General features: G+C 43.8%; 29 protein-coding genes and 1 pseudogene. 2 read left to right on the top strand and 28 right to left on the bottom strand.

The features are described 5' to 3' along the window. Nucleotides 1–189 precede the first annotated feature (189 nt). From nusB to spoIIIAA, 15 genes are all read right to left on the bottom strand, one after another. Entirely contained in the window at nt 190–621 is a 432-nt protein-coding gene (nusB, locus tag ACYQ3Q_RS24535; RefSeq protein ID WP_034145679.1) for a transcription antitermination factor NusB, read from the bottom strand. 71 nt (nt 622–692) lie between these two features. Beyond that, a complete protein-coding gene (locus tag ACYQ3Q_RS24530) occupies nt 693–941 on the bottom strand; it encodes a DUF2273 domain-containing protein (RefSeq protein WP_459931070.1) in 249 nt (82 codons plus the stop codon). Then, on the bottom strand, nt 938–1,453 hold the full coding sequence (gene amaP / locus ACYQ3Q_RS24525) for an alkaline shock response membrane anchor protein AmaP (protein ID WP_459931069.1): 516 nt from the start codon (nt 1,451–1,453) through the stop codon (nt 938–940). Before amaP ends, ACYQ3Q_RS24530 begins: the two co-directional genes overlap by 4 nt. 52 nt (nt 1,454–1,505) lie before the next feature. Continuing rightward, nucleotides 1,506–1,901: an Asp23/Gls24 family envelope stress response protein gene (locus tag ACYQ3Q_RS24520; protein WP_459931068.1), complete on the bottom strand. Its 396-nt coding sequence runs from the start codon at nt 1,899–1,901 to the stop codon at nt 1,506–1,508. 325 nt (nt 1,902–2,226) lie between these two features. Then, nucleotides 2,227–3,573 carry an acetyl-CoA carboxylase biotin carboxylase subunit gene (gene accC, locus ACYQ3Q_RS24515; protein ID WP_459931067.1) on the bottom strand — a complete coding sequence of 449 codons (1,347 nt, stop codon included), beginning with the start codon at nt 3,571–3,573 and terminating at the stop codon, nt 2,227–2,229. A gap of 12 nt (nt 3,574–3,585) precedes the next feature. Then, complete coding sequence (accB, locus tag ACYQ3Q_RS24510; RefSeq protein ID WP_459931066.1) at nt 3,586–5,475, bottom strand: acetyl-CoA carboxylase biotin carboxyl carrier protein; 1,890 nt, start codon at nt 5,473–5,475, stop codon at nt 3,586–3,588. 255 nt (nt 5,476–5,730) lie between these two features. Further along, the gene (locus tag ACYQ3Q_RS24505; protein ID WP_459931065.1) at nt 5,731–6,090 is read right to left on the bottom strand and encodes a response regulator; all 360 of its coding nucleotides are present in this window, start codon (nt 6,088–6,090) and stop codon (nt 5,731–5,733) included. A gap of 162 nt (nt 6,091–6,252) precedes the next feature. After that, nucleotides 6,253–6,831, bottom strand: coding sequence for a SpoIIIAH-like family protein (locus ACYQ3Q_RS24500; RefSeq protein WP_459931064.1), 579 nt, complete (start codon nt 6,829–6,831; stop codon nt 6,253–6,255). Further along, on the bottom strand, nt 6,831–7,394 hold the full coding sequence (locus ACYQ3Q_RS24495) for a stage III sporulation protein AH (protein ID WP_459931063.1): 564 nt from the start codon (nt 7,392–7,394) through the stop codon (nt 6,831–6,833). Before ACYQ3Q_RS24495 ends, ACYQ3Q_RS24500 begins: the two co-directional genes overlap by 1 nt. A gap of 35 nt (nt 7,395–7,429) precedes the next feature. Beyond that, nucleotides 7,430–8,011 (bottom strand): stage III sporulation protein AF, encoded by a 582-nt coding sequence (locus ACYQ3Q_RS24490; protein ID WP_459931062.1) that lies wholly within the window; start codon nt 8,009–8,011, stop codon nt 7,430–7,432. Between the two features lie 13 nt (nt 8,012–8,024). Then, entirely contained in the window at nt 8,025–9,197 is a 1,173-nt protein-coding gene (gene spoIIIAE, locus ACYQ3Q_RS24485) for a stage III sporulation protein AE (protein ID WP_459931061.1), read from the bottom strand. Between the two features lie 10 nt (nt 9,198–9,207). Further along, nucleotides 9,208–9,594: a stage III sporulation protein AD gene (gene spoIIIAD / locus ACYQ3Q_RS24480; protein WP_034145690.1), complete on the bottom strand. Its 387-nt coding sequence runs from the start codon at nt 9,592–9,594 to the stop codon at nt 9,208–9,210. Nucleotides 9,595–9,605: 11 nt separating this feature from the next. Further along, the gene (gene spoIIIAC / locus ACYQ3Q_RS24475) at nt 9,606–9,803 is read right to left on the bottom strand and encodes a stage III sporulation protein AC (protein WP_034145691.1); all 198 of its coding nucleotides are present in this window, start codon (nt 9,801–9,803) and stop codon (nt 9,606–9,608) included. A gap of 20 nt (nt 9,804–9,823) precedes the next feature. Then, nucleotides 9,824–10,333 (bottom strand): stage III sporulation protein AB, encoded by a 510-nt coding sequence (locus ACYQ3Q_RS24470; protein ID WP_459931060.1) that lies wholly within the window; start codon nt 10,331–10,333, stop codon nt 9,824–9,826. Then, nucleotides 10,306–11,409 carry a stage III sporulation protein AA gene (gene spoIIIAA, locus ACYQ3Q_RS24465; RefSeq protein WP_459931059.1) on the bottom strand — a complete coding sequence of 368 codons (1,104 nt, stop codon included), beginning with the start codon at nt 11,407–11,409 and terminating at the stop codon, nt 10,306–10,308. Before spoIIIAA ends, ACYQ3Q_RS24470 begins: the two co-directional genes overlap by 28 nt. A gap of 712 nt (nt 11,410–12,121) precedes the next feature. Here spoIIIAA and ACYQ3Q_RS24460 point away from each other — a divergent pair. Continuing rightward, nucleotides 12,122–12,463 (top strand): AbrB/MazE/SpoVT family DNA-binding domain-containing protein, encoded by a 342-nt coding sequence (locus tag ACYQ3Q_RS24460; protein WP_459931058.1) that lies wholly within the window; start codon nt 12,122–12,124, stop codon nt 12,461–12,463. Continuing rightward, entirely contained in the window at nt 12,463–12,762 is a 300-nt protein-coding gene (locus ACYQ3Q_RS24455) for a type II toxin-antitoxin system RelE/ParE family toxin (RefSeq protein ID WP_459931057.1), read from the top strand. The genes ACYQ3Q_RS24460 and ACYQ3Q_RS24455 overlap by 1 nt, the downstream gene beginning before the upstream one ends. A 488-nt stretch (nt 12,763–13,250) precedes the next feature. Here the strand turns inward: ACYQ3Q_RS24455 and ACYQ3Q_RS24450 are convergent, their stop codons facing one another. The 13 genes and pseudogenes from ACYQ3Q_RS24450 to ACYQ3Q_RS24390 all read right to left on the bottom strand — a co-directional run bounded on the left by ACYQ3Q_RS24450 (nt 13,251) and on the right by ACYQ3Q_RS24390 (nt 25,993). Next, the gene (locus tag ACYQ3Q_RS24450; protein WP_459931056.1) at nt 13,251–15,218 is read right to left on the bottom strand and encodes a sensor domain-containing protein; all 1,968 of its coding nucleotides are present in this window, start codon (nt 15,216–15,218) and stop codon (nt 13,251–13,253) included. A gap of 41 nt (nt 15,219–15,259) precedes the next feature. Beyond that, nucleotides 15,260–15,385, bottom strand: coding sequence for a hypothetical protein (locus tag ACYQ3Q_RS24445; RefSeq protein WP_291300797.1), 126 nt, complete (start codon nt 15,383–15,385; stop codon nt 15,260–15,262). 30 nt (nt 15,386–15,415) lie between these two features. Beyond that, the gene (locus tag ACYQ3Q_RS24440) at nt 15,416–17,092 is read right to left on the bottom strand and encodes a ribonuclease J (RefSeq protein WP_459931055.1); all 1,677 of its coding nucleotides are present in this window, start codon (nt 17,090–17,092) and stop codon (nt 15,416–15,418) included. 276 nt (nt 17,093–17,368) lie between these two features. After that, nucleotides 17,369–17,929 carry an elongation factor P gene (gene efp, locus ACYQ3Q_RS24435; protein WP_459931054.1) on the bottom strand — a complete coding sequence of 187 codons (561 nt, stop codon included), beginning with the start codon at nt 17,927–17,929 and terminating at the stop codon, nt 17,369–17,371. A gap of 77 nt (nt 17,930–18,006) precedes the next feature. Continuing rightward, nucleotides 18,007–19,050 (bottom strand): M24 family metallopeptidase, encoded by a 1,044-nt coding sequence (locus ACYQ3Q_RS24430; protein ID WP_459931053.1) that lies wholly within the window; start codon nt 19,048–19,050, stop codon nt 18,007–18,009. A gap of 75 nt (nt 19,051–19,125) precedes the next feature. Further along, the gene (gene aroQ / locus ACYQ3Q_RS24425; RefSeq protein ID WP_459931052.1) at nt 19,126–19,572 is read right to left on the bottom strand and encodes a type II 3-dehydroquinate dehydratase; all 447 of its coding nucleotides are present in this window, start codon (nt 19,570–19,572) and stop codon (nt 19,126–19,128) included. Nucleotides 19,573–19,785: 213 nt separating this feature from the next. Beyond that, a complete protein-coding gene (locus tag ACYQ3Q_RS24420) occupies nt 19,786–20,499 on the bottom strand; it encodes a LysM peptidoglycan-binding domain-containing protein (RefSeq protein WP_459931051.1) in 714 nt (237 codons plus the stop codon). A 133-nt stretch (nt 20,500–20,632) separates the two neighbouring features. Beyond that, nucleotides 20,633–21,244 carry a hypothetical protein gene (locus ACYQ3Q_RS24415; RefSeq protein WP_459931050.1) on the bottom strand — a complete coding sequence of 204 codons (612 nt, stop codon included), beginning with the start codon at nt 21,242–21,244 and terminating at the stop codon, nt 20,633–20,635. A 41-nt stretch (nt 21,245–21,285) separates the two neighbouring features. Continuing rightward, the gene (pilM, locus tag ACYQ3Q_RS24410) at nt 21,286–22,764 is read right to left on the bottom strand and encodes a type IV pilus biogenesis protein PilM (RefSeq protein ID WP_459931049.1); all 1,479 of its coding nucleotides are present in this window, start codon (nt 22,762–22,764) and stop codon (nt 21,286–21,288) included. Nucleotides 22,765–22,768: 4 nt separating this feature from the next. Next, on the bottom strand, nt 22,769–23,533 hold the full coding sequence (locus ACYQ3Q_RS24405) for a prepilin peptidase (RefSeq protein WP_459931048.1): 765 nt from the start codon (nt 23,531–23,533) through the stop codon (nt 22,769–22,771). Nucleotides 23,534–23,605: 72 nt separating this feature from the next. Next, nucleotides 23,606–24,094 carry a type II secretion system protein gene (locus tag ACYQ3Q_RS24400; protein WP_459931047.1) on the bottom strand — a complete coding sequence of 163 codons (489 nt, stop codon included), beginning with the start codon at nt 24,092–24,094 and terminating at the stop codon, nt 23,606–23,608. 254 nt (nt 24,095–24,348) lie between these two features. Continuing rightward, on the bottom strand, nt 24,349–25,608 hold the full coding sequence (locus ACYQ3Q_RS24395) for a type II secretion system F family protein (RefSeq protein WP_459931046.1): 1,260 nt from the start codon (nt 25,606–25,608) through the stop codon (nt 24,349–24,351). A 3-nt stretch (nt 25,609–25,611) separates the two neighbouring features. Further along, nucleotides 25,612–25,993, bottom strand: a pseudogene (locus ACYQ3Q_RS24390) (RRXRR domain-containing protein). Nucleotides 25,994–26,071 lie beyond the last annotated feature (78 nt).

The following is a 26,071-nucleotide window of genomic DNA, read 5'->3' as shown; positions in this document are numbered from 1 at the left end:
TTATACATAAAATTAAATAAATATTGAATTAACTATGAAGTAACTACCTTAAGATTCTAAGTTTAATCAGAATTGCGAAATTTAAATTGTGATTTTTCACTTCTGATGTTATCAGACTATTCAGAAAACAAAGAATATCTAATACTGATCTGCAAAAAACTAAGAACTAATGGTTTTTACAAGTTAGCTTTAATCGGAACCTTTTCGTTCAGATTTCGTGACACTATCCACAATTCGATCTAAAATTCCGTTCACGAATTTTGCCGATTCCTCTCCACCAAAGCGCTTTGCTAATTCAATCGCTTCGTTGAGACTAACTCGGCCTGGTATGTCCGAACAGAAAAGCACCTCATAGGTAGCCAAGCGCATTACATTCCGATCCACGTTCGCCATGCGGCTAAGAGACCAATCTTGGGTAAATGACGCAATCTTTTGATCGATTTCAGGGAGATGTTCGATTGTACCCTCGACAAGTTGTTGAGCAAAGGCTCTGCTGGGCTCAGGAACTTCAAATTCCTCAGCCCAACGCTGGACTTCTTGCGCTGTCAGCAGCGGTTCTTTAGTCAGGTCCCTTTGAAAAAGCACTTGCAATGCCGTTTCACGGGCTAATCTTCGACTCAAGAAAAATTCCCCTCCCCAATAAATTTCATTCAAACTACGAATAGTAAGTCATCATCAGTATCCACGAATACTTAATACTTATTCAAAATTCTTTCTAACCAAGTCGAGATATCTTTGTGATCATCCTGGCGTTTGCCTATGATGAATCCCACTGTAGCAAACAGCACTAACACTAGAGTCTGCCAAAAACCAAGCGTGACAAATAATAACCCCACTAAAGACCCGATAGCTGTTCCGATAAATTTGCCCGGATGATTGTCAATGGCCCAAACCAAAAAATTCATAAGCTTGTTGCCAATTTTTGGCCAGAACTCACTCATCGGACGCGTGCTGAACGCGTCTTTTGTAGACGACGTACCAACACTTTCACCTCTGAAACTGGAATTCCAGTATAAAGTTCGACATCCTGCTTAACCTTCGTTTGAAGCTCTCCAGAGGTCTGGGGAATGAGAACTCCTTGTTCAAATTGGCAAAAAACAATAATTTCAAGTCCTGTTTCACGCTCACTCAAACTAGATTGAACCTCAATCACACCTGGCAAGGCAGTAGTACTGCGCAGAATAATCTCCTGCAAGGCTTCCTGAGAAATTCGAACATCCCCTCCTTTGGCAGGGGTTCGAAACGCACGAAGTGTACTTTCGCGTGGTCGCATAAATAATAGTAATCCCAGCAAGAGTAAAACCCCCGCCACAACAGTACTTTCCCAAGGGTTGACCTTTAACCATTCAAGCCCTTCAGCTATTAGAAAATAAGGAAGCCCCCATCCCGTGGCGATGGCTAATATCCATAGCGCGCCAAGGATCAGAAGGAGTCCTAAAACGTAGGCCAACATTTGTCGCCCCCTCTTTTAAAACCCCCCCTGGCATTTCCAGGGGGGGCCAACTCTACTTCAGACGAAGATCATCTTCTTTGATTTCAGAAACTGGTTTAAAATTTACCCCTTGTATATGTACATTTGCTTCCACGACCTTGAGCCCAGTCATGCTTTCTATGGCTTCCTTCACTGATTCCTGCACGCTTAAAGCGACATCAGGTATCGATACACCATACTCAACGACGATATAGAGATCTACCGCTACCTCATGTTCCCCTACTTCAACCTTAACCCCTTTGGTTAGGTTTTTATTTCTCCCTAACATGTGTGCAAGATCTCCCACAAGACCCCCACTCATTCCAACTACACCTTCTACTTCAGAAGCTGCTAAACCGGCAATAACTTCAACAACCTCATCAGCAATTCGTATAGACCCGAGGGAATTATCCGTTCCTAAACTTTCCATGCACTCACCTCCCACTAGTCGATGTTCGATGTTCGTGGTTAGTGGTTCGAATGTCGAAAATATCAACCATATCAAACATCGAACACCGCATCGTATTACACCATCACACATTTGCCTTGGATAAGTACTGCTTACACTTTCGATGTAGCACTTGAGAAACTCCGCTAAAGCAAGTTCCTATATCCAAATAATAACGTTGTTATTATACCAAATTAAGGCGGATCTAGCAAAGACTATTATTCGAAATTTGTAGTTCGAAGAACGAAGAACGTGTTTAGCCAGTTTTCAAGACCCCCACTCTTGTAAGTGGGGGTCTTGAACGAGTTTACTCTCCTAAAATTCGGCGCTGAATAAAATTCGTGTAGACTTCTCCACGTCGGTAGAAGGCATTTTCCAAGACGATCAAGTGGAAGGGGATTGTCGTATGGATCCCTTCAATCACGAATTCCTCTAGGGCTCGCTTCATACGTGCTATGGCCTCCTGCCTGGTGGCGCCCCAGACAATCAGTTTTCCGACCATTGAGTCATAGTAGGGCGAAACCATATACCCTTGGTAAGCCGCGCTGTCAACTCGAACTCCAGGTCCCCCAGGAACATGATAGCTTGTAATCAGTCCGGGTGAAGGCATAAAATTCTTCTCTGGATTTTCGGCGTTTATCCTGCATTCTATTGCCCAACCTCGCAGCTGAATTTCCTCTTGAGTATACCCCAGTGGTTCTCCGGCCGCCAAGCGGATTTGTTCTTTGACTAAGTCAATGCCAGTTACTAGCTCAGTGACTGGATGCTCAACCTGGATGCGTGTGTTCATTTCAATAAAATAAAATTTGCCATGACGATCCAACAAAAACTCAATGGTTCCGGCGTTCGAATAATTTGCTGCCTTAGCTGCTTTGACCGCCATCTCACCCATTTCTGCTCTTAATTCCGGTGTCAAAGCACTTGAAGGGGATTCTTCTAATAGTTTTTGATGACGACGTTGTAAAGAACAATCTCGTTCTCCTAGATGAACTACATTCCCATAGTTGTCGCCTAGGATTTGAATCTCAATGTGTCGAGGTTCTTCAACGTATTTCTCTAGATAAACCTCAGCGTTGCCAAAGGAAGCCTGAGCCTCGTTTTGGGCTGCTTGAATCGATTTGCTTAATTCTTTAGAATTTTGGGCAACCCGCATTCCCTTGCCACCGCCGCCTGCTGAGGCTTTGATTAACACCGGATACCCAATTTCTTCGGCAACAGCAGCGGCTGTCTCTTCATCTTCAATAATATCTTTGGAACCAGGCACTACAGGAACGCCACACTCAATCATTGTTTTTCTTGCCGTAGCCTTGTCTCCCATGGTTGCAATGACATGTGGGGATGGGCCAATAAAAGCGATTCCACATGATTCACATATCTCAGCAAATCGAGCGTTCTCGGATAAAAAACCATAGCCAGGATGAATTGCATCAACACCAGTCAATTCAGCTGCACTGATTATGTTCGGGATATTTAGGTAACTCTTGGCACTTGCTACAGGACCGATGCAGACTGCTTCGTCAGCGGCTTTAACGTGCAAAGCCTCCCGATCTCCCTCTGAAAAAACTGCGACCGTCTCAATCTCAAGCTCGCGACATGCCCGAATGATGCGCAAGGCAATTTCTCCACGATTCGCGATCAGGATTTTTTTAAACATGCTCTCTTCTCCTTATTTTTCAATAACGAATAACGGTTGCCCATATTCTACGGGCTGCCCGTTTTCGACAAGAATTTGGATCACTTTGCCTTTGAATTCCGACTCAATCTCATTCATCAGTTTCATGGCCTCCACAATACATACTGTTTGCCCGACTTCAACCATTTGGCCAACTTTTATAAAAGCATCTGCATCTGGAGACTGTGAGCTATAAAAGGTCCCTACCATGGGAGCTGAGATTATTTCAGTATTTGCTTTAACTACAGGTTCTGGAGCTTTAGTTGTCTCTGCTTCAACGCTCGGAGAAACTCGAACAGCAGCGTCTGCTGCAACCGACGCCCTATTTTCTTGGCGCGCAGTAGCGGTGACTGGAACACCAGCGACCATACTCGGTCCTTTGCGGATGGATATTTTGACGCCATCACTTTCGAGATTTAACTCACTAATTTCGGTTTGATCAATGATCTGGATTAATTCTTTAATTTCTTGTAAGTTCAAATTCGGATCCTCCTTAGACAAACAAGTTGTCTTTGTTTCTTGTACGTTCTTCATTTCTTCTTTCGCTATAACGCCTTGGTTTCGCTCTTCAAAAAACTTTTTAGCTATTTGAGGGAATAGTGCATAAATGATGACATCTTCAGGAGAACGAGTTAAACCCTCACTATCTTTCAAGGCTTTTGGCATTCCAGGTTCTAATTTATCCGCCGGACGAACCGTCATAGGTTCTTCGTCCCCAATAATTTTCTTTTGAATATCAGTATTAATTGGAGCTGGAGGTCGTCCATATAACCCCCGCACATAGGCCTTCACTTCCCCTGGTATTAACTTATATCTTGACCCGCTCAAGACATTTAATACCGCTTGGGTTCCAACAATTTGACTTGTAGGTGTGACCAAGGGTGGAAACCCTAATTCCGCTCTAACTTTTGGGATCTCCTCCAACACCTCGTGTATTCGTTCCAAGGCCCCTTGTTCTTCCAATTGGGAAACAAGGTTAGAGATCATACCCCCAGGAACCTGGTGTTCAAAAACCCTCATATCCGAAATCCGGGTGATACCCCGTTCAAACCCTCGACTCTTACGCAGTGATTCAAAATACTTTGCGATACGGAATAATTTACGTAAACTCAAGCCCGAATCATAGCCAGTGTCTTGAAAAGCCCGTACCACTGTTTCGACAGGAGGTTGACTAGCCCCAAAGGCTAAAGGAACACTGGCTGTATCTATGACATCTGCCCCTGCTTCGACTGCCTTCAAATAAGTCCCTACAGCCATTCCGCCAATATAATGACTGTGTAAATGGATCATAATCCCTAATTCTTTTTTCAATAAGGAAACCAATTCGTAAGCCTTAAACGGCGTCAACAAGCCGGCCATATCTTTAATACAGAGGGAATCAGCTCCAAGTTCAGCTAAGGCAGTGGCTGTTTCCAAGTAGTGTTTTGTTGTATGAACAGGACTTATTGTATAAACCACGGACGCCTGAACATGGGCTCCCGCCATTTTGGCCGCTTGCATTGGCACAACCATATTTCGCACATCATTCAAGGAATCAAAAATTCGAATGATGTCAATCCCATTCTTAACACTGAGCGCTACAAATTCCCGTACTACATCATCGGGATAATGTTGATATCCGACTAAAGACTGGGCTCTTAAGAGCATTTGCAAAGGGGTTTTTTTGACATGTCGTTTGATCTCCCTTAGACGTTCCCAAGGATCCTCACCTAAAAAGCGCATACAGACATCAAAAGTGGCTCCTCCCCACACTTCCATAGAGAAAAATCCCATATCATCCATGTCAGCAAGGATTGGTACCATGTCTTCAGTACGCATCCGAGTGGCCCAAAGGCTTTGATGCGCATCCCTCAAAGTAGTATCCGTAATCTTAACTGGTATCATAGCCTTCACCCCTCTCTATTGTCTCTCGATAATTTTAAAGACCTGCAACCGCCAATTATCTAGTGAATCACCATAACATACATGTATCATTATATGAGGGTAGTTTGCCTTTTTCAACGAAGTGAGTTTAAGTATACAATATATTATCCGTAAATTCACTGAATTAACCCACATAAGGTCGCCCCGATAGCAAAAAAGCCATCACCTTACAGGCAACGGCTTCGGATTACTTAGTGAGTTAAAGATGTTCAATCACTAAGTGAGGTGTTTTTGTACCGTCCGTATGAGTTCATCAGGTCGAAAAGGTTTTGCCAAAAAGTCGACAGCACCTAGTTTCAAAGCTTCAACAACCATACTTTCATTGGCAACTGCACTACAAATGATCACTTTAGCTAAGGGATTGATTCCTAGAATTTCTTTAAGCGCATCCAACCCATTCAGTTCCGGCATAGTAATATCCATGAGTGTCAAGTCCGGATGATCAGATTTAAATCGTTCTACAGCCTGCCGTCCATCTTCGGCTTCTATAGTGTTCCTCAAATCCTTGCGGGCAAGAATCTGTGAAATCATCAATCGCATGAAACTTGCGTCATCTGCAATAAGAATTTTGTTCATTTACCGTGTTCCTCGCCCTCTCGATTGGGTCTTTCGGCCTATTCAACTGTTATTTTAGTCCCATTCACTGTTATTATTCAATTCGCGCTGATATCTCCATATTCCTGCAAGATTTATACAATACTTTTATGAAACTTAGCTGGCTCCAAGCGCTGCATAAGCTTAGCTATTTTTTGCCGTTATAGTAATCTTATCTAAGCGAACATTCGTTACTCGCACAACAATCTCTTGAATGAGATTCACTTCATTTGTGGTTAGAATCTGAGCATAAACGATCACCGTAACGCTATCCTGAAAAACATCTACCACAGCATCCTGAAACCCCTTTATTTTTAGGAGGTTCTCTATTTCGCCTTCTCGTTGTATTTTCGTACTAAGTTCCAGCCATTTTTCTTGCGCTTGAGCCTTACTTTTTTCCACACTTGAATTTAGCAATTCAGAGAGCATAGCTTTAGTTTCTTGACGAAACTGTTCTCGCTTCAAACGATAATTTACGAAATAGTTTTCTCCTGAATCGCTTTGCTTAACCGTTTCAACTTGGAATTTAATTCCAGTACCCTCCGCTGGAGAATTTACCAAAACATCCACTTGGCTTGAAAAATAAGCCTTTGGCTCAGCGGTTGTTGACTTAATTCCTATAATCCCCATGATAACTGCCAATCCTACTAGGCTGGCGATCCATAGCCAAGATTTATGCCCTAGAACTATAATCAGTGGTCGTTTCTTGTTTGGAAAAGCCATTATCCTTCACCCATGGGAACAACAGTTATTCTCGCGCTCGGAATGTTCAAGAGCGTTTGCACCGCTGAATGAATCCCCTCTCTCACCTTTGGATCCCTTGCTCCCTCAGCAATCACCAAAACACCCGCAATCTCTGGACGATCCTCCAGCACCATGACTGGTTGAGATGAACCGCTGGGCATAACCACTTGGTTATTCTCGGTAATTTCCGTCGTTTCTCGGGTTCCACCAGTCTTGTCGGTTTCTTTATTGGTTCTTTTCGTCACGTTATTATTCCGCGCATACTCATTTCTTAGTCCTGTCATAAAGCTTACTGAAACTTTAACTTTACCTACCCCAGTCATCATTAAAATATTTGTTTGGAGTTTACTTTCTAATTCCTTTTCTAACATACCAATTTTCGTACTCGTGACTGGAACGTTGGTTTGGTCGGATTTAGCTTGCGTACTTTGAGCAGGGTCCACGGGTCCTTTGCCAAGGTAAATAAAAGACATTCCAACAACGATGACGGCCACTAACCCAACCAATATTTTATCTGATGAAATCTGCCTCATCCAATTCATGTATCCTCTTCCTCCTTTCAAGCACTTTCTTTTTCCTAACTTTCTTGAACAAAAACTAGCTCTTTAGACAAGCTCATAAATGTGGCTATGCGCACTTGAACTTCTTCCGCTCTCTGAGACTGAGTTTTCACAGACGAAGTAGATCTTTCGATAATAATGGGTTGCACAGGTTTAATTTCATCCTTAGTGGCTGTTAACACAACCTCAATCTTGGTGATATTTGGCTGATCAGTAAACCCTCCCGCTCCCTCCTCCAATTCAACATTGACCTCCGCCGTTTCGATTCCTTGTGTGCTTAAGGCCAGTGCTTTGATCTGGTTGATCAGAATCAGGCGGTATTGCTCTTGGACAGCATCCCGACCTACTTTAACCCCTTGACCTTCTAAAGCAAGCGCTGGTAACTCCTGAGGGGTTGTGGCCGTCCAAGCGGGAATCTCCATGGATAATGGGGTATGTAAGAATGCAGTAATAGGGGCAAGAACTGCCGAAATCACGAACAATCCCATGACCATTTGGACAAAACCACGCATTGATTTATTGGGTAGGAGCATTTCTAGAAATGTGGCCAAGAGTAGAATCACAGCCAAATTACGTACAAGTGTTTGCAACGTCTGCACAACGGTCTCCTCCTTAGTGCAACATCACCGAAAAAGTTCCCGTGCCAACGACCACGGCGACGGACATAAAAAACATGATCGCCACTGACGAGACAGTGACCAAAACTAAAATTAAACTTTTTGACATATCCTGCAGACTTTCCGCAAGGGCCTTTTCACCGAGAGGCTCAATCAGGGCTGCTGAGATCCGAAAAACGAAGATCATCGCTAGAATCTTAACTGAAGGACCTAAGCAGATGATGATAATAGCAATTAAGGCAATAATTCCAACGGCATTTTTGAGCAGTAAACCAGACGTAATCACTAATTCAACGGCATCTTTAAAAAATTTGCCCACGACAGGAATAAGATCTGCTGAATACTTGGCGGTACGAAAAACTACACTATCTGCAACCCCTCCGGTCACCCCTTGAACCGTCATGACTCCGATAAATACAGTCATGATAACTCCCAAGCAAAGTTTCCCTGCAAATTCGAAAAGTCCAGCGAGCTTGCTAAGTTTAAACTGTTCTGAGATATTATTGAGAAGTTTAAGGACGGCAGCGAGAAAAAATAGCGGTAAAATAGTGGTTTTGATGAGCGTAGCTAACACAGTCAGGCTACCCATAATCAGAGGTTTAAAAAGTGCAGCGCTGGTCAGATTCCCCATCGTGATTAATAAGGTTAGGATAACCGGGAAGATCGTCTGCATGAGACCGACCATCTGATCAATTGCCCCCGTAGCGACAGTCAAAGCCTCCCTAAATGAGGTAATGGCTAAACTCAAAAGAACTAAATACGTCATCACTTGGGCAGTTTTTCCCACGCTTCCCCCAAATGCAACTTGAAGTTGACCTAAAACTGCCCCTAATACTGCCAAAATGAGTAGCTTGCCAATTAAGGGAGCCGTTCCTAAAACTTGATGACCTAGGAGAGTTAATAAAGTTTGTCCGATGTTTTCCGGTCGCAAACTCAGTTTTCCGCTCTTAAGATCTTCAAACATGCGGACTAAGGAAAACCCTGGCATTGCCTTCTGAACATCTCCATCCAGTTGGTCCAAGAAACCTCGCATTTGAGTCAGATCGACCTCTTGAGATAATTCCACCTTTCCAGCGCTTGGAGATGCAGCCTCTTCCGCATAGACCGGAGAAGTTGTCCCACTCAACAAGATGATTGATAAGACTAAACTTAGAAAGAATCTCCGCAAACACATCACCTCACGGAACGAGTCGTACCAGCGACTCTGTAATGGCTACAATAATAGGGATCGCTAAGACGATAACCCCAACCTTAGCTGCCAGCTCGATTTTGGTTGCCAACGAGTTCTCTCCAGCGTCACGGCAGATCTGAGCACCGAACTCTGCTAAATAAGCCACCCCCACAATCTTTAAAATTATCAGTAAATAGTAGGAACTGATATTAGCTTGATCAGCAAGAGTTTGAAGTAAGTCAACGATAACTTTGATTTTACTTAAAATGATGATAAAGATTGAGGCTCCTGCGAGAATCGTAAGTTGCAAGGCAATTTCAGGTCGAATCTGCTTAAGAACAACACTCATAATTGTAACAATCAGGGCTAGTCCTACGATTTGCCATATCTCCACGCTTTAGCCCCCTAATAAAGGTTGAAAACACTCTTAACCAGTGTAAATAATTCCGCAATCGACTGGACTACGATATAGAGAACCACAATAACGCCCATAATTGTAACACCCTGTGCCATTTCACTGCGCCCGGATTGAGTAAGTACGGTTGCCAATATTCCGACTAGAATTCCAATTCCAGCGACAGTAATGATTAGATTGAAGCTCATCTTCCCGACTCCTCCCCTGCTTAAATCAGAATGAGCACTCCTGCGATCCCACCTAGAAAGCCTAAATAGGACCACATTTTAGCTTGTTTAATGGACCAAACATCTGCTTGTTCCTTGATCAAAGTAAGTTGACGTAAGACAAGTTCTAATTGTTTATGTTGCTCGGTACGATCTGATCGACCTAAGCCCTTCCCAACGTCACGAACTACTTGCCAATCTTCTGGCTTTAAACAGAAAAACGCCTTTTGAGCCAATATTGTCTCTTTCCAAGCAATGCCTGCTGACTCTCCCCGCTGCAACCGGTCCTGAAGTTCCTTATAAAATTCTTGCCAAGGCGTATCCGTTCGTTCCTTCACAATCCCAAAGGCCTCTGGCAAAGGGGTTGCACCCCAAACAATTTCTGTGTCTAAAAGAGCCAAGGCCATTAATAGCTCTCGCAATTCAGACGGTCGCCGCCTGATTCGATTAGCCAACCACAATCCAGAAGATCCACAACCAGCGATCAGGACAATACAACCGAGGATGAGCATTGCAGGATCCTCCCAGTTTTAAGATTATAAACTCCCTTAATGGTTCCTGGTCCATTTTGCCTACTCAAGACGACCAAACGTTCAAACACTCCTTGATTCAGCAAATCAGCCAAAACCGGCCTATTTTGTGCTTCTTCTATTGAGCTGGCGTGGGCAGTGCTTAGGATTTGTACTCCCGTGCGTAAAGCATCCAACAGGGCAAAGACATCGTCTGTATGACCAAGCTCATCCATGGCCATAACTTGAGGCGCCATAGAGCGAACCACCATGCTCATTCCTGAAGCTTTTGGGCATCGATCTAAGACGTCCGTACGATATCCTAAGTCGTAGGTCGGTACCCCTTGCCACATCCCAGCAAGTTCCCCTCGTTCGTCTACAACTCCAACAGTCTGGCCATTTAATCCTAAGTGAGGAACACCGTTACTAATTAAACGAATCAAATCCCTTAAGAGGGTTGTTTTCCCAGCACGGGGAGGGGAAATCAAGAGTGTATGACATACTTTTCCGTCAGCACCTAAAAGTAAGGGCAAAATCTTTAAACCTCTTCCCTTCATATCTCGAGCAATACGAATATTCAAGGAAGATACATGCTTCATCGTCTGAATTTTTCCGTGTTGTAAGACTGCCTCTCCTGTTACCCCAACCCGGTTCCCTCCAGGAAGAGTCAAAAAACCCTGTTTAAGATCTTCTTCGGCAGCGTAAACCGAGCTATGGGTCATCCGTTCTAAAGTACCGACAAGATCTTCCCGATTCACCCAATAAGCCTTATCCGGACTCGTTACCCTACCTTCCTGATTAATAAAGTAGTCCTTGTCTGACGTTCGAACCAAGAGTGGCCGACCAATCCTCAAGCGGAGCTCTTCAACCTCTTGAAAGCCTACATCGTTTATCTTGCTTAAAATCGAACGAATCCCCTCGCTAAACCATCTAGAGATATCCATCCATAACACCGCACTTGGATTCGGCTCAGAATAGCTCTCCTTCGCTTGAGGAGTCAAAGACTTAGCTAACATAGCAGGCTTATTGTGCATCAGTTTCGGTGCTTGAACGACAGATAGTTTGTAATGTAGCGACACCTTATTGCCCCCCTTGATAGAAGGTATGTCCAGCTTTCTGGTTTTAGACATCCTGCTGAAAAAAAGTGAAAGCATCTCAGTGCAAGTCGGGGACGGTCTTGACTGCATAACTTGACTTTGCATGTAGGAGGAAGTTTCTTAGTACGTTCTCACATCCTACGCCGGTATGTATACTTTGAGGATAGCGGCTTCGGCGATACTCATCCTACGGCGCGATAGTATTCGTATGTGGCACTGCGCCTTCGGCGAAAGTCTCCACTGGAGACTTTCGTCACTGGAGACTATCGTGTTCCATTGCTATTCTCTAGTCGCAAGGCTAAAACTTAAAACCTCTGGGCTTTCTGGTCGAATGCTATGCCATCACGAAATTTAGCCGCCCATGGCGATGGTCCCTTCTCGCTGTCCTGCAAGAATGCTAATTCGTGCGAAGACAGTGTCTTCGGACAACAAGGACACTCGGCAACTCATGGCCAGCGCTCTAATCTCGAACGTCCTGTTTGAGCCTTGGACAAGCTAAATGCGTTTCTTCACGCCTTATTGTCCGCGCTCATTGTATAGAAACTGGGTACGCGCACACACCGAGTGTTCTTGATTCATCTTTGTTTCTTTGATATTATTAATCAAAGAAACTTTGAATATTTGCCCTTTTTTTGCATAGATTAAATGAGGATGAAGTGTAATGTCTCAGACCGTTCAAAGAGGAGGTAATTTCATGTTCAAAAAACGCATCTCGGTATCTCAGAAGCGTCAAATAACCATCCCAATTGAGTTTTATAATGACGTGGGTATCGAAAAAGAGGTTGAGTGTTATATCCAAAACAATGCCATTGTTATACGTCCTGTACGTGAGAGCGGCGGTGAGTTTGATGAACAAATCTTAGCCGACTTAATCTCCCAAGGCTTATCCGGCGAAGAATTGCTTACCAGATTTAAAGAAACGCGAAAGAACATCCGTCCTGCAGTTGAAGGTTTAATTACAGAAGCCGAGCTTGCAGCTAAAGGGAAAAGCAAGCATTCCACCTATGATGATCTTTTTGGTACGGAGGATAAGTGATGGCGCTAAAGCTCATAATTTTGCCTCCTGCTGCTCGTTTTCTAAAAAAGCTCAAAGAAAAACCTCTTATATATCTTTTTAAAAAAACTGTAGACGAACTTCTTGTTGATCCTTACATCGGCGAAGCAAAAAGCGGCGACCTTTCAGGTATTTACTGCTGCGATATATATTACAATAAAACCAATTATGAGCTCGCTTATACGATTGTAGAAATGCCAACTGAGACAATTGTCATTGTGCTTGCCGGTACTCGTGAGAACTTCTACAATGAACTAAAGCGGTACATGAAAGGTCTTTAGAGTATCTCCTATATTGGCCGGTATAAGAAAAAGGCATATTCGAACAATGCCCAGGATAGTTAGGAGTAAAGCATATTTCAGAAAAACCATAAAACAGTCAGTAACTGTCTTTGACTTGCACTAATGCGCTTTGTGCGCTCTCTGAGCCAATAAGCTTCCTCTGGTTTGGGTCTAATTTAGAAGGATTAGGTACGACCTGAACGTTCTATGACGCAGTTGAAAGGGCCGGAACGAAACTTAAGTTTCGTTCCGGCCCTTCCAACTGCAATCGATCGTAAACTATGTTTAAAGGCAAGCACAAAGAAGCATTGAGGGCTGCATATTCCAAAATAATATTAAATGACCCAAAGAAGAAGGGAGTTAACCCCCTTAAAACTAAAGGGGGTCGTGGGGTTAGTAGATTTATCGCTAAGACACTTCCTCCAATGTAGAAAGCCGAGCACATGACAAAGCATTTACCCGGCCTAAGTGAACAACACAATATTCTTTTATTTTGGAGGTTGTACAAACAACTTTTCAACATCTTGCGATGTAACCGCCTTACTATAGAGGTACCCTTGCATTTCATCGCACAATTTATCCTTGAGAAAAGACCGTTGGGTATTTGTCTCTACTCCTTCAGCAATAACTTTTAAGTTAAGGTTTTTAGCGAGCTGAATGATAGCTGTTACTACTTCCTCTCCATTTTCGCCCGAACTGATATCTTGAATAAAGCACTGATCTATTTTCAGGGTGTCTATCGGCATGCGCCGTAAATAATTCAGTGAAGAGAAGCCAGTTCCGAAATCATCAATGGAAATCCGTACTCCTAACTCTTTAAAACTGTTCAACATCTCAAGAGATGTTTGACCGTTTTCCATGGCAATACTTTCTGTGATCTCTAATTCCAGCCACCGGGGTTCCAAACCTGTTTCTTGAAGAATTTTAGCCACTAACTTGATGAAATCCGGTTCTCTAAATTGCCGAGCTGAAATGTTAACAGCTATGCGCAAAGGCGGATAGTTTTGTTCTTGCCAACTCTTATTCTGTGCGCAGGCGGTCCGTAAAACCCATTCTCCAATCGGCACAATCAACCCTGTTTCCTCCGCAATAGGAATAAAATCAACAGGGGAAACCATTCCCCGTTCGACAGAATTCCAGCGAATGAGGGCTTCCAGACCTACAATTGAGCCACTTTCAAAATCAACCTGGGGCTGATAATGCAGGACAAACTCGCCGCGCACTAAGGCCTTACGCAGACTGTTCTCTGTCGCAAGTCGTTGATTGGCCTTTATATTAAGGCCCATCGTATCATTAATCAGTTTGAAGCGATCTAAATCTAAAAACATAACCGCTAGCTTACCCTGTTTACGCTTTGCTCGTGCTAATGCTTGCTTTAAATGTTCATTGAAAAGGTAGCGGTTGGGGAGTCCAGTTAGAGCATCATGTTGTGCTTGATGGGCCAACTCTTTAATAAGATTTCGTTTATAACTGACATCATGAAACACTAAAACTGCCCCTATGATTGTTTCATTACGGTCTCGAATAGGTGCAGCTGAATCTTCAATCGCAATCCTAGATCCGGCTTTATTGATTAAGACGGTATGGTTTGCCAAGCCGACAACCTTTCCTTCTTCAAGACATCGGATAATTGGACTTTCAACTTTTATACCTGTGTCTTCATTGACAATCTGAAAAACTTGCTCTAAGGAGAGGCCTACTGCTTCAGCATTCGTCCAACCAGTTAAAGCCTCAGCGACGGGATTGAGGTACTCAACATTCGCTCGTACATCAGTCGTGATCACCGCATCCCCAATGGACTCTAGCGTGACTTGGGCTCGTTCCTTCGCCAGCCAAACCTCGGTTTCTACATCTTTACGTTTTGTTATATCGCGAATGAGACTCACAATAATTGGTTTCCCGTTGATCGTTGCACCCTTAGCACTGATATCGATTGGAAAGACACTGCCATCTTTACAAACGTGTTTGAGCTCAAACTGTATCCCCTTGGGAGCCTTTTCTAAAAAGGTGGCCACTGATAATTGGTCCTCTGGCAAACGCAACTGATGAACAGGCATATTCGTTAATTCCTCACGGGTATAACCATAACGTTGCACCGCAGCTTCGTTGGCATCGATAATCTGTCCATCCGGGCGGATAAATATTATTAAATCAAGAACATGCTCCGCCAAAAGCTGATAGCGCTCTAAATGTTCTCGATCTTTTTTCAGGACTTTTTCAGATTTCTGGAGGGAGGTGAAGCCCCATTGAATAAGGGCATAGAGAAGCACCGACGTCACTGTAACATAGAGCCAGCCCTTTACGGTTGACAAATAAAGCAGCACGCTATGATCCGACACGATCAGGCCTAAGAGATGATCTGAGAAGAGAATCCAGAGCCCACCGGTCAGCGCGTATAGAATGGTTATACGCAAAGGAGTGACCTGGTTCCATTTCCATTTTCTACTGAATTTCATTTTCAGGCCTCCTTCCTAGTGGCTGTATTCTCCGATTTTAATCAATATTCCTGCAAATCAAACTTTAGTTCTGCAAAAAAACCATTTAACGGCTGATTGTACATCCTGACTTCAGGAATAGCTCCTGAAACGATGTAGAGCGCTTCGGTCGTTTTATAACAGACCACAGCGCTCCAACCTAAAGTTAGTAATATGATCTAATGATGTAGTAGCACAGGTAAGATCATGGGTCGTCTCCGGGTCTTATCCCATAAGTATTTGCTTAGACTGTCACGGATATTGGATTTTAGAGGGCCCCATTCCATTTGCTCCTTCTGGATCTGGCTTTCTAAGGTAGCTTCCACCACTTTTCTAGCCCCATCTACCAATATCTCAGCTTCCTTCATAAAGGTAAACCCTCGAGAGATAATATCCGGTCCAGACAAAATTCTGTATGGCTTTCCTTTCGAAAGTGCAGCTACCACCACAACCACACCGTCTTGCGCCAATTGTTGACGATCTCTCAGAACAATCTGCCCTACATCTCCCACACCCAGTCCATCGATGTAAATGCTTCCGGCTTCAACTCGTTCTCCGAATTCCATGCGCTCTGGGGTTATCTCAACTCGTGAGCCCAGTTGTGTTAAAGCAATATCTGGATCTGAGTAACCAAGCGAATGTCCGATTCTTTTTAAAGCAACTTGATGACGAATTTCACCGTGATGTGGAATAAGAAAACGAGGGTGGGTAAGGCGTATTACTAGCTTAATCTCTTCTTGATTGGCGTGTCCGGATACATGTACTTGCCCCATTTCTTTGGTTACAACCTCTGCCCCAATCTGATAAAGATGATTAATCGTCTTTCCCACAAGCTTCTCGTTACCGGGTATTGGGGTTGCTGCGATAATGACCATATCATCGGCGAGAACGTTAATCTGTCGATGACTTCGAGTGGCCATCCGTGTCAAAGCAGCTAAGGGTTCACCTTGACTCCCAGTGGTCAGAACCAACAGCTGAGTAGCAGGTATATTTCCTACTTCTGTACTGTCAACAAGCATATCCTCTTGGGGAAGCTTTAAGTATCCTAAATCGAGCGCAGTACGAACCACGTTCTCCATGCTTCTGCCGACGACACAAACCTTTCTACCAACGTCAGAGGCTGCATCAATTGCTTGCTGGATCCGATGTACATTGGAAGCAAAAGAAGCCATAACAATCTTCCCTTTAGCCCGTTCGAAATTCTCCCGCAAAGCTTTCCCGACTGTCCCTTCTGACATGGTGACCCCTGGACGTTCAGCATTTGTGGAGTCGCAAATCAAGGCTAAGATTCCTTCGTCACCCCAAGCCGCAAGTTTTCTCAAATCCATGTTCTGACCATCAATGGGAGTATAGTCAACCTTGAAGTCCCCTGTATAGACAACTCGTCCAACCGGTGATAGTAGAGAATATCCCACAGCATCCGGAATACTATGGGTAACTCGAAACGCCTCTACTTCAAAAGCCCCTGCCTGAATACGTTCACCAGGTTCTAACATACGCACTAACGATTCAGGATAAGGAGTTCGTTCCTGAAACTTGGCACGAACCATTCCCAAGGTCAATTTTGTACCATAAATGGGAATATTCAATTTTGGTAAAATAAATGGCAGTCCACCGATATGATCCTCATGGCCGTGTGTAATGAAGAGTCCTTTAATTCGCTCGCGGTTTTTCTCCAAATATGATATGTCCGGAATTACCAAATCAATGCCCAGTAGTTCTTCGTCTGGGAACTTTACTCCACCATCAATGATTACAATTGAATCTTCATATTCAAAAACCAGTAAATTTTTTCCGATTTCTCCAGTTCCTCCAAGCGGAATCACGCTAAGCTTTGAAGTCTGCTGAGATAACAAAATAACACCTCCTATGGTCGCAATTAGGCATATGAAAGAAAATTGCGAGTCAAAGATGCCATGGATATTTTGCGTCAGACAAGGAGGTATGTTTACCTCATAGCGGGGCTATCAGGTCATGCCGACGCAGTATGACACGAAATAGATTGGCATACTGACTTGTTATTTTCTTTTATATGCCTTAACTTAGTTTGCCCCATAAGAGATGTTTTCATGTTATTTAGGATATTCACTTATAAGTCTCCGACTTCCGGCCTCGACTTCTGACCTCTGACTTTACTGGGCCCGTTGAACATAGCTTCCCGTCCGAGTATCAATGATCAGCATATCTCCTTCATTGACAAAGAAAGGCACTTGCACGACTGCACCCGTTTCCAAGGTTGCAGGCTTTGTCCCACCAGTAGCCGTATCCCCTTTCACACCGGGTTCCGTTGCTGCAACAGCTAGATGAACCGTATTAGGCACATCCACTCCAATAACCTCTATATCATAGAAAAGCACACCTAAGGTCATGTTTTCTTTCAGCCATTTCACACCGTCTCCAATTTGCCCCTGAGTCAAAGAGGTTTGCTCGTAAGTTTCCTTATCCATGACCACGTAATGTTCTCCATCTTTATAGAGATAGTCCATTTCACGACGCTCCACATGGGCTTTTTCCACTTTTTCTCCGGCATTGAACCTACGCTCAACGACTCCACCCGTCTTAACGTTTTTTAATTTTGTTCGAACAAAAGCGGCACCTTTACCGGGCTTAACATGTTGAAACTCAACCACTGAGAAAACATCACCGTCTAATTGAATGGTTAGACCTGTCTTAAAATCATTTGTTGAAATCATAACTACCACTTTCCCCCTAAAATCCTTTTATTTAGTTTGTCCGTTTCTAAAGCTATATACAAAGAAAGTCTAAAACGTTACTTTATGATTATGAAATCTTTTGGTGCCTGGGTCAATACTTCGCAACCATTTTCGGTCACCAAAACGATATCCTCAATTCGAACGCCCCCCCAATCCGGGATATATATACCCGGTTCCACGGTAACGACCATGCCCGGTTCAAGCACACGATCTTCCCGCTTATTGAGATTTGGTCCCTCATGGATAGCCAGACCCACGGAATGTCCAAGTCCATGTCCAAAGTATTCACCATAACCTGCTTCTTCAATTAGTTTACGGGCTACCGCATCCACTTCTTTGCCAGTTCTTCCCGGGGCAACTGCTTCAATTCCTGCTCTCTGCGCAGCCAAGACAATTTCATACACTTCGCGCTGCTTGTCTTCTGGTTCGCCTAAAAAAACCGTCCGCGTGATATCTGAGCAATAACCCTGATAGATTGCACCGAAGTCCATCGTCAGAAACTCCCCTGATTGAACAATCTTTGAGCTGGCCGTTCCATGAGGCAGCGCAGAACGCACACCAGAGGCTACAATAAAATCAAAAGAACCTCCACTTGCTCCGGCATGTCTCATAGAAAAGTCCAAGTTTAAGCCAATCTCTTCTTCTGTTTGCCCGATTTTGATCGTCTTTAACACATCGGCAAAAGCAAGATCTGCAATTTTTACCGCTTCACGAATTAGCTTAAGCTCTGAATCATCTTTCACTGAACGCAAATATCCGACAAGATTGGGCAGAGACAAAAGTTCGGCTTGGGATAACGCAGCTTGCAGTTTTCCGTAGTCCACGTAAGTGACATAGTCTCCTTCAAAACCCACTCGCTGGACATGTTCTCCGATTTCTGCCAAAGAAGCAAAGTGGTCCTGACCCGCATCAATAATTTCAAAATCTGGAGACTGGGCCTTTGCTTGTTCTATGTAACGAAAATCAGTTAATAAAATAGCTTTTTCTGAGGTGATATACAGAGTTGCTTCTCCACCCGTAAACCCGCTCAGATATCGTCCATTTTCTGGACGAATAACAATATAAGCATCAATTCTTTCTTCATGCATGCGTTGACGCATTCGTTCGATGCGATTGATGATGTATCCCCCCAAATCGTTGTTCGTGGTTCGTAGTTAGTAGTTCGAATATTGAATTCATGTTTTTGCCTTACGGCCTTGGTAGTCAACAGCATAACGCATCGCTAATACATAACCGTCTGCCCCCAGACCTGATACTTGTCCTATACAGACCGGTGCGATAAGGGAATTGGCGCGAAATGCTTCACGGGCATGGATGTTTGAAAGATGGACTTCTACCGTCGGAACTTTTACAGCACTAATAGCGTCCCGAATCGCGTAACTTGTATGTGTCCAAGCCCCAGGATTTAGAATTAAGAAGTCGTCAGAGGATAACGCTTGAATCCAATCCAAGAGCTCCCCTTCGTGATTCGTTTGCCGACATTCGGCCTGCATTCCTGCTAGGTTCGCAGTCTCTAACGCATCTTCATTGATCTCTGCCAAGGTGCGTGATCCATAATGTTCCGGTTCACGTAGACCTAATAAATTTATATTAGGACCATGAAATACCCATATACTTGCCAATTTATCACTTCCTTAACTACCTTGAAATTTTAACACAATTTTGTACTATAGCATAGTATTTTCAACTGGAGGAATTCTTATCTGAAATTTTAATATATAAACTTATCGGAATTAGCAACAAGTGGTAAATCACACTAAGAAAGAGCCTTCATAATCAAAAAAGCTCTTCCTTAATTTGAATGTTCTATTGACAGCCCTCGATGTACGGATACTTTAATTAAAGGGGAAGGACATGCGCCATCTCGGTTGCTTTTTGCCCTGTATAAGTCCTTGAGATGGTTGCGTCGCAGTTTGCGCACCCTGATCATAGGGAGGAGTTGCCCCAAATTGTAACTGTGGTGACGCGTTCTCTCCTTGGACTGTCTTTTGAGTTGGAGTTGGAGTCTGAGACTGAGCCTGAGCCTGAGCCTGTGTCTGGGCCTGGATTTGCGGCTGAGCTTGAGTCTGACCATCTGGCGAAATAACTTGTTTGCCCTGTTCCGCGCGGTCTCCATTACCACTCACTAATCGAGGGGAGAGTACAACGTCCAGATTGCTTAACATAATTTGTACATCGGTCGGCCCACATTCCCCTGCGGGTTGGATTTTACGGATCTCGGTCCTAGGGAGAATAAAGTGAATTTCATGAGGGACTCTAGGTTCACCAATCCGTCTTAACCGAACACGAACACCCTCTACTTCCATTTCGACTTCATCTAGATAATCCCCAACAAACCCTTGTCCCTGATCCATACGTATATCTGCAAATTGTTCTTGCCCTTGGAGAGCGCTTTTAAATTCGGGAAGAACAATCTTTTGCCCTATTTGAAGTTTCATGGGATCAACGCTCGGATTGACCAAAAGGAAGTCTTCACAAGTTCCTCCCCAACGCTGAGCAAGGTCATGAAAATTATCTCCAGGTTGAATACAATACTCCTTACCACCCATTACATATCCCCTCCTCTCCTTAGATTATGGAAGAACGGGAATGTCCTGTTACCCAAATTTATCATAACCAGCCATCATTTTCTTGATAACTCTTGAGAGTATTGGTTTAATATCATATTGCCCGGTTAAGGCGCTATGCCACTGCCGAAGATGCTGACACATCTCTGAATCGCTGCGGTGTTTTGAAGTCGAGCTCTTTTAGCTGACGTAGATAAATCTGGAGAAGCACCTCTCCACCTTGGGATGCTAAAACGACTTCCTTAACGTGAATGCTGGCCACCTGCACTTCCTCAAGCGCTTTGAGAGATGTTACTATTCCATTCCATTGTCCATGTAGATTCAAACGAACTAAAGCATAATCCAAACTTGCCGCTTTTCCCATTTCTTGTTTCTCCCCAAACCGTTCTACATTGAAGGTAACCACGTCTATACCCTCTTTTTCGAAGGTACTACGACACCTCTCGATCATATCGGGTAACTGATCAAGGGTGGGAATGACGGACAGCTTAGAGTTCGATTGTGTGAGTTTCTTCTCAGAGCTCATCAGTAACCAATAGTCTTTTTCCTTTTGTAAGGATTGATATTTTATATACGTCGGTTGCCAAAGAACTAAAAACGCTAGGGCCATTAAGACAATTAAACCCGCCGCAATTCCTTTTAAACTGCGCAGTGAAAGAGGTAATAGGGAAATCTTCAAAGAATCTAGGATAGTAGTGTCCCTTATCTCACTCGAGAAGAAAGCCAAATATATCCACTCCTTCCTTGATAAGTCCACCTTATTCCTTGCTAGTTCACTTGATTAGCTTCACTCGCCTTCACAGGTTGCATGCCAATTGTTCCATGTCTAGCACTCATAGAGAATTCGACATTGTTAAGGGTTGTCAATTTGTAACTCGTCAAAGCAGGTTGTTCCCACCCCTTGGTCCGCAACGTATGTATTAGCGTTTGAACACTGCTGGCATCTTCAGCTATTCCGCTTAAAGACATGCTACCTTGCTTATACACCACCTGTTCTATCCTCAGCCCGTTCCCCGACAAAGTTTGCACTTCGGCTAATGCTTCTCCAACTTTCTCGGTACGAACCAGTGCCGCATTCCATGCTGTTCCAAGGGCCTGCTCATATTTGGCCTGCCCCTCAATCTCAGCGCCTTGAGGTGAAAGTAGTTGTACCTCTAGTTGTAAAGACATCGTTATTCGCTGGAGCGAAAACCATAAGATTACTCCGATCACTAAAAGCGACCCGAGGAAAAATGCCAACCCGAGGTACCTCCGCCTAATCTTTTCTGCCCAGGCTGGTTGGCCCCAAAGGTTGAGCACAGGATCATGCGCCAAAATCCGCTGTGCATACCCTACCACCACCTCACTCCTACCCACATGTTCCTTAAGAATCTCCTGCCAGGAATTCGGAACAGACTTTAAGGTGGCTTGGTCACCTGTAGAAACATGATTTGACGCTAGTAACCTCTGTGCCAGCTTCTCTGTAACTGAATCACCACTCCAAACTAAGCGTTTCAAGTTTAGATCTGTCTGTTGTGTTTTATAATATAAAAGAAAGCGTTGGATCTCTTTTTCCCTTTCTTCGATCTGCTCGCTTTCGCACCACTCACAACCGTCAATCGAAGGCAGAGGAGGCAATATTCGCACACTTTCCGGAACCTCTCCACGAAATAAAGCTACTTGGAAACAGCCAGCTTCCCCGTGTAGATAAAGAACATCTTCGTTAGGATCGAACCCGAGTGTTTGCCCTAAGACAGAGAACGAGAAATCAACACCGTTTACTTTAAACCCCGCTTTTTCAAAGATAAATACATACCGTTCGAGTATACTCTGACGAGTTGCGCCCAGTAAAATGCGTAAACTTTTGGGCTTTTCTTCGGAAATAATTAGGAAATCATACAGCAAATCCGATCTAGCAATCGAAATTTCTTCATCGACTAACAGAGCCAAAGCCGAAGTTCTGTCGCGTTTTGGGAGCCACGGTAACGGATAAGCCCGAATAAAACCTTGTTGCAGTGAAATCGCTAAATAGGCCTTTGGCCTGCTCTTAGGGAGTTGTGAGCCATACCTTGACAAAAGATCGATTAATAGACCTTCATTCCTTACATTGCCCTGTTCGATAATACCAGTCGGTATTGGAATGCGGTCAAATTTGACTAATTTTGATCTATTTTCTGGTTTGATAACAGAGGAAAAAGGAGGGACAGAAAACCAAAGCGCTCGGATTTCTCGATCAGTCAATTCAAAGACTACAGTACCTTTTCGCATCGAATTATATCCACGCCCAATACCATTCAAAGATTTGGATTCCCCATAATAAGGTAAGTATCGCCCCCAATGCCAGGTAGGGTCCAAAGGGGATCTGTTGACCAAGGCTTTTTTTACCCGTACGGATAAGGAAAATTCCCACTAATGCGCCGACAAAACTTCCTACAAAAATAGAGCTGAAAATAGCAGGGAACCCCAAAAATGCTCCCATTGCTGCAACCAACTTCACATCCCCCAGCCCCATTCCTTGCGGGTAAACTCGGGCGATAATCCAGAATAATCCTCCCGCGCCCAAGGCACTAAGCACACTTTCCCATCCACTAGGATTCCCTGGGATGAGAAAGGCTCCTATAAGTCCTATTCCCAAGAGCGGGAGGGTAAGCACATCTGGTAAACGAAATGTATCAAGATCAATAAAGGATAATGCCACAAGCGTTGCTACAAAAGTAAGGTTTAAGAGTAATCGTGCAGGGTGCATCCCGGAATCGAAGCTCAAGAAAGTAGTAAGAAAGAAGAGAATCCCTGTCAAAGCTTCAACCGCAGGATAACGCCATGAGATCCGAGCCTCACAGTTACTACACTGTCCTTTCTGGATTAGAAAGCTAACTATAGGAATGAGTTCCCAAGCTCGTAGGGAGTGTCCACAAGTATAGCAATATGAACTAGGTGAAACAATGGATTCCCCACGTGGGACACGACAAATGACCACATTCAAAAAACTCCCGATCAAGATACCAAAAAATCCGCTTATTATACTTATTAGGTACAATGGTCTTTCCCCTTTCAGTACTTTTCCGCACTACAAACGTTAGACTAGATTTTTATGCTTGGAGTTTTCTTGCTAATTTGCGGACGTCCAAAGAAAATCCTTGAGACCTTCATCATACACTCGAACTTCCGCTCCCAAACCATCTCCAAATAAATAAATCATGATTGTATTGGTCTTCGTGTCTGGAATAACAAATTTCGTGGGATCTGTAGCATCAGCCACAATATTAACCACTCCAAATCCTTTGTTTCCCTCAGGGACGATTTGCTGGGTCGTTGATTTGTCCAATTTACTAATATATTTGGGTATGAGACTTGAACTTGTCACAGTACCTTCAGCGGCTGTCAACTCTGTATTTTTAGGATAGGTTCCCTTTTCCATCTGATAGCGATCAAGGGCGGCTTTTACCTCATGTGCAGTTGCGATGTCCGCTTTTCGCCGTGCGTTTGCTGTGCTTGATGTCAATTTAGGAATCACTACTGCACCCAAGACACCTATTATAATTATCACTGCCATGACCTCAATAAGCGTAAACCCGTTCTTTTCCTTGAGATGATTCATCTCAATTCTCCTTTCCTTTCCTTTCCTCATATTCTTTGACCTCTCTGTTTTTAGCCATTCTTGGCCTGAAGCCATAAGTTCTCCACTAGACCCACTTTCAAAATACCTAATTTTGTAAGTGGCTATTCCGCTTTAGCCCAAACTTTCATCCACGTTCGAGACTCCCACTTCTATAAGGGGGTGTTCCTTATTCTGCTTCGGTGGGGGTAGAGTCCCCCACCAAAGTCTCGATGTTCAGCTTTAGCTGAACGAGTTCACTCAAGATGTGAACTAAGATCAAAAATAGGAATCATTACCCCGCTAGCAACTAGGCCGATTAGCCCAGCTAAAGCAAGAATAAGTGTTGGCTCGATCATACGCAGTAATCGCACAAGCTGATCCTCGAGTTCTCGACGAAACAGTTGGGTGACATAGTTTAACATTCGATCCAATTGTCCGGTTTCCTCAGCAATCGCGATCATTTCTGCCCCCTCTTTAGGAAAGATACGACTCGAGCGGAGTAGGGGAGCCATACGTTTTCCCTGCCGAACAGATAGCACAAGCTGGTTTGTCAACTCTAGCATCACAGGACTGCGTAGCGTTCCTGCCGTTAAACGCAACGCTTCTAGTAAAGGGATTCCGACCGCTATTAAACGACCCAACATCCGACTAAATTGAACCAAATCGCGGAGACGATAAACCCTTCCGATGATCGGTACCCGTCCCAGTAAATGCTCTAAGCGCAACTTCCAATCATAAGTTCTTGAAACTCTGACAATTATCATAAGCATTGTGACCAATCCCAGCATACCCCATAAAAAAGCCGGAAGTACTCGACCACTAGCAAAAATGACTTTAGTCACAATCGGTAATTCTGTACTGCCCATACTCAGAAAGAGTTTTTCATACATAGGGAGCACCCAGACAGAGAGAACGTATAGCACGACCACTACCCCTGAAGAAAGAAGTAGGGGATAGGCAAGGGCTGCTTTAATTTTTTTATGTAATTCATGTTCCTCTTCTAATTCTTCAGCCACTTCACTTAGAATTTTCCCTAACGTCCCTGTGTATTCCCCAGCTTTAATCATCGAAAGCACAAATGAGTTGGGACATGGATTTATAAGGGCTAAGGCCTCAGATAAATCACTTCCTGATTCCACTCGATCTTTGACACTTTTCCATAATTCTTGCTCCAAGGATAACTTTTCCTCGTGGAAAGTCATAATCTCCAAGGCTTGAAGCAACGGGATCCCAGCCTCCAGTAGCGTCCCAAGTCGGCGAACGAAGGGACTCCATTGGATACCACCGAACGGCAACAAAGGCATTTTCCAAATCCTTTTAGCTCGAACCCAGACTGGAAAGTATCCTTCTTTCCTTAAGCGAGCTTGAACATCAGTTATTCCAGCCCCTTCCCAAACTCCGCGCTTAAGAATTCCATTCAAATCAACCGCTTTCCAGACAAAACGCTGCGGCTTCATAATGGCTTGGCAGGAAACCACTATCCTTTTAGGGTAGTGGAGGAATGCCGTACACATACCCTAACCTGCCACCCTCCTCTCGGTTAATAGACTTTTTCTTCTTTCAATTAATTTGAAAGATTTGCAACTGATACTACCTTTGTTTACCTTGGTTCCGTCTAAAGTCCTGATATCGAAGAAACCACTATTTCTTCTTCCGAAGCGAGTAGACAATAGATCAACGACATCATTTCTTAATTGAATATCTGCTGAGTAGAGTTCGTTATTTTCTGTCGTTGCAGACAACCCAATCATTTTACTTCCTGCATCAACGCCCAGGGTAATTTGGTTGCTTGTATCCACTTGAACCATGCAACAACTGTATCGTAAATGGTTCTAACTTAACAACTTTTGCCTTGCTCTGTTTTAATAGTCTTCTTGCTTTAGACGACTTGCAAGGCATTAACGGTTTCCCATTTTGATTTAAAACATAGGTTAACATAAAACCTATCTCCTTTCAGAGTTAAAAATCCTTAGACAA

This window comes from Desulfosporosinus burensis (assembly GCF_054657535.1).
Note: the sequence above shows the minus strand (reverse complement) of the source record. Positions and strands in the feature narration are given on the sequence as shown.